The 2964-nt window shown below is 62.1% G+C and carries 3 protein-coding genes and 1 pseudogene; 2 read left to right on the forward strand and 2 right to left on the reverse strand.

Annotation, left to right across the window (positions count from 1 at the left end; genetic code table 11):
- Both AC1D1X_RS19590 and AC1D1X_RS19595 read right to left on the reverse strand, forming a co-directional pair.
- Positions 1 to 363, reverse strand: a pseudogene (locus AC1D1X_RS19590) (anti-sigma factor); the annotation flags it as partial.
- A complete protein-coding gene (locus AC1D1X_RS19595; protein WP_477650164.1) occupies positions 363 to 938 on the reverse strand; it encodes an RNA polymerase sigma factor in 576 nt (191 codons plus the stop codon). The pseudogene AC1D1X_RS19590 and the gene AC1D1X_RS19595, both read right to left, overlap by 1 nt.
- A gap of 239 nt (positions 939 to 1177) precedes the next feature.
- Here AC1D1X_RS19595 and ppnP point away from each other — a divergent pair, with 239 nt between their 5' ends.
- Together ppnP and argG are read left to right on the forward strand one after the other, a co-directional pair.
- Complete coding sequence (gene ppnP, locus AC1D1X_RS19600) at positions 1178 to 1504, forward strand: pyrimidine/purine nucleoside phosphorylase (protein ID WP_477668077.1); 327 nt, start codon at positions 1178 to 1180, stop codon at positions 1502 to 1504.
- 43 nt (positions 1505 to 1547) lie between these two features.
- Positions 1548 to 2885: an argininosuccinate synthase gene (argG, locus tag AC1D1X_RS19605; protein ID WP_477668078.1), complete on the forward strand. Its 1338-nt coding sequence runs from the start codon at positions 1548 to 1550 to the stop codon at positions 2883 to 2885.
- Positions 2886 to 2964 lie beyond the last annotated feature (79 nt).

The raw sequence follows: 2964 nt of genomic DNA on the forward strand, positions 1-2964 counted from the left end.
CCACACGACAACCGCCGCCGCAGTCGCGAGTGCGCCCGCCACAGCCCCGCCGCGCCACAGGCCCAGGCTGGACCACCAACCCATGACACCCGGAGCGACCCGCGCCGCCTGCATGGCGCGCGCCTCCTTGTCGGCCCGCACCAGGTTTTCAATGCGTTTCCAAACCACCGGGCTAGGCGCCTCTTGCGGCTGCAATTCGGCCACCGACGACAGGCGGCTTTGCCAGACCAGCGCCGCCGCGCGCAAAGTGGCGTTGTCGCGTGCCAACGTCTCAAACCGACGACGCGCACCGCCGCGCAAAGTGCCCAGCGCATAGCTGGCCGCGAGTTGCTCCATCAGGGCGGGATTACTTTGTAAATTCATCAGGCAAACCTCGCCATGCAGCCGCGAAGCTGCTCAAGTCCGCGCCGGATCCATGTTTTGACCGTACCCAAGGGCAGCTTCAGCTGCTCAGCCAGCTCGCCATGGCTCAAATCCCGCAAATACGCCAGGCTCACCACTTCACGTTGCTTGTGCTCCAGCTGGCCCAGGCACTGGTGCAAAGCCCAGGCCTGTTCGCTGGCCTGGGTCGTGTCCATCGGGTTGGGCGAATCGCCGGCCACCGTGTCGGAAATCACATCGTCGAGTTCCTGCATCAGGTCGGCCCGGTCCGAAGCCCGGCGCCGCAAAAAATCCAGGCCGCGGCTGCGCACCACCAGCGCCATCCAGGCCATGGGCGGTGACAGGGTCGCCTTGTAGTCGCCTGCGATGCGCCAGATGTTGAAGAAGGCCTCCTGCAACACGTCCTCAGCCCATTCACGGTTGGTCACCACACGAATCGCGACACCGTAGAGCTTGGACGAAGTCAGCTCATACAGCTCCCGCAGGGCCGACTCATCGGCCTGGGCCACGCGGTCAATCAGCGCGATCAATTGTCTGTCCGGGCTTTCTGGCTTCATGAAGAACATTGTCAGGTATTGGTGGCTATTGGGAAACACCGGCAGGCGGCTGGCATTGGGGATACGCCACAAAGGGCCAACCGGATTCACTGCGGGCCCGGCGAAGGGCTCCGGGTGACCTAAAATCAACGGTTTGGGCGCCACGCGGTGCTTTCCCGCAGCCCGGAACAGCCCCTTTCGTCTTTTTCTGTCTCTTCCCGCCTCTTCAGTCTCTTTCAGTCTCTTTTCAGCACCTTCCCATGCCTACCGAAAAAATCGACAACATCAGCGTGACCACCAAGGCCAACGTCTACTTTGACGGCAAATGCGTGAGCCACGGCATCACGCTGGCCGACGGCACCAAAAAATCGGTCGGCGTAATCCTTCCGGCCACCCTGACCTTTAATACCGGCGCGCCCGAGATCATGGAATGCGTGGCCGGTGCCTGTGAATACAAGCTGGCCGGCAGCGACAGCTGGGTCAGGTCTTCAGCCGGCGAAAAATTCAGCGTGCCGGGCAACGCCACGTTCGAAATCCGCGTCGCTGCCGGCGAAGCCGCCTATCACTACATCTGCTATTTCGGCTGACCCTTACATCACGTCTACGCATTCATCCCCAGGAACCCATTTCATGGCCACCATCCTCCAGAACCTTCCCGCCGGCCAGAAAGTCGGCATCGCCTTTTCGGGCGGCCTCGACACCAGCGCCGCACTGCACTGGATGAAGCTCAAGGGCGCGATCCCTTACGCCTATACCGCCAACCTCGGCCAGCCCGACGAGCCCGACTACGACGAAATCCCGCGCAAGGCGATGCAGTACGGCGCTGAAAAAGCCCGCCTGATCGACTGCCGTGCCCAGCTGGCCGCCGAAGGCATCGCCGCGCTGCAAAGCGGCGCCTTCCATATCACCACTGCGGGCGTGACCTACTTCAACACCACGCCGCTGGGCCGTGCCGTGACCGGCACCATGCTGGTGTCGGCGATGAAGGAAGACGACGTCAACATCTGGGGCGACGGCAGCACTTTCAAAGGCAACGACATCGAGCGCTTTTACCGCTACGGCCTGCTGACCAACCCGGGCCTGAAGATCTACAAACCCTGGCTGGACCAGCTCTTCATTGACGAGCTGGGCGGCCGCGCCGAGATGTCGGCCTTCATGACCAAGGCCGGCTTCGGCTACAAGATGTCGGCCGAAAAAGCCTACTCGACCGACTCCAACATGCTGGGCGCCACGCACGAAGCCAAAGACCTGGAAGAGCTCGCCACCGGCATGAAGATCGTCAACCCCATCATGGGCGTGGCCTTCTGGAAGGACGAAGTCGAAGTCAAGCGCGAAGAAGTGACCGTGCGCTTTGAAGAGGGCCGGCCCGTAGCGCTGAACGGCAAGACCTTCAGCAGCATGGTCGAGCTGATCCTGGAAGCCAACCGCATCGGCGGCCGCCACGGCCTGGGCATGAGCGACCAGATCGAAAACCGAATCATCGAAGCCAAGAGCCGCGGCATCTACGAAGCCCCCGGCCTCGCGCTGCTGTTCATCGCCTATGAGCGCCTGGTCACCGGCATCCACAACGAAGACACCATCGAACAATACCGCGACAACGGCCGCAAGCTCGGCCGCCTGCTGTACCAGGGCCGCTGGTTCGACCCGCAGGCCATCATGCTGCGCGAAACCGCCCAGCGCTGGGTGGCCAGCGCCATCACCGGCGAGGTCACGGTCGAACTGCGCCGCGGCAACGATTACTCCATCCTCAACACCGTCTCGGCCAACCTGACCTACAAGCCCGAACGCCTGAGCATGGAAAAGGTGGAAGACGCGCCTTTCTCGCCGGCAGACCGCATCGGCCAGCTGACTATGCGCAACCTGGACATCGTCGATACCCGCGACAAGCTGGGCATCTACACGCGCTCCGGGTTGCTGTCGCTGGAGCCCGGGGCTGCGATCCCACAGCTGGGCAAGACAGGCGAATAAAATCCGCGCTGAGAGCTTTCGGAAAAAACGGATGAAACCCTTTAGGGATAAGCGCAAGCAGCTATTAAAAACATAGCAA

The organism is Polaromonas sp. P1_G4, from assembly GCF_056405475.1.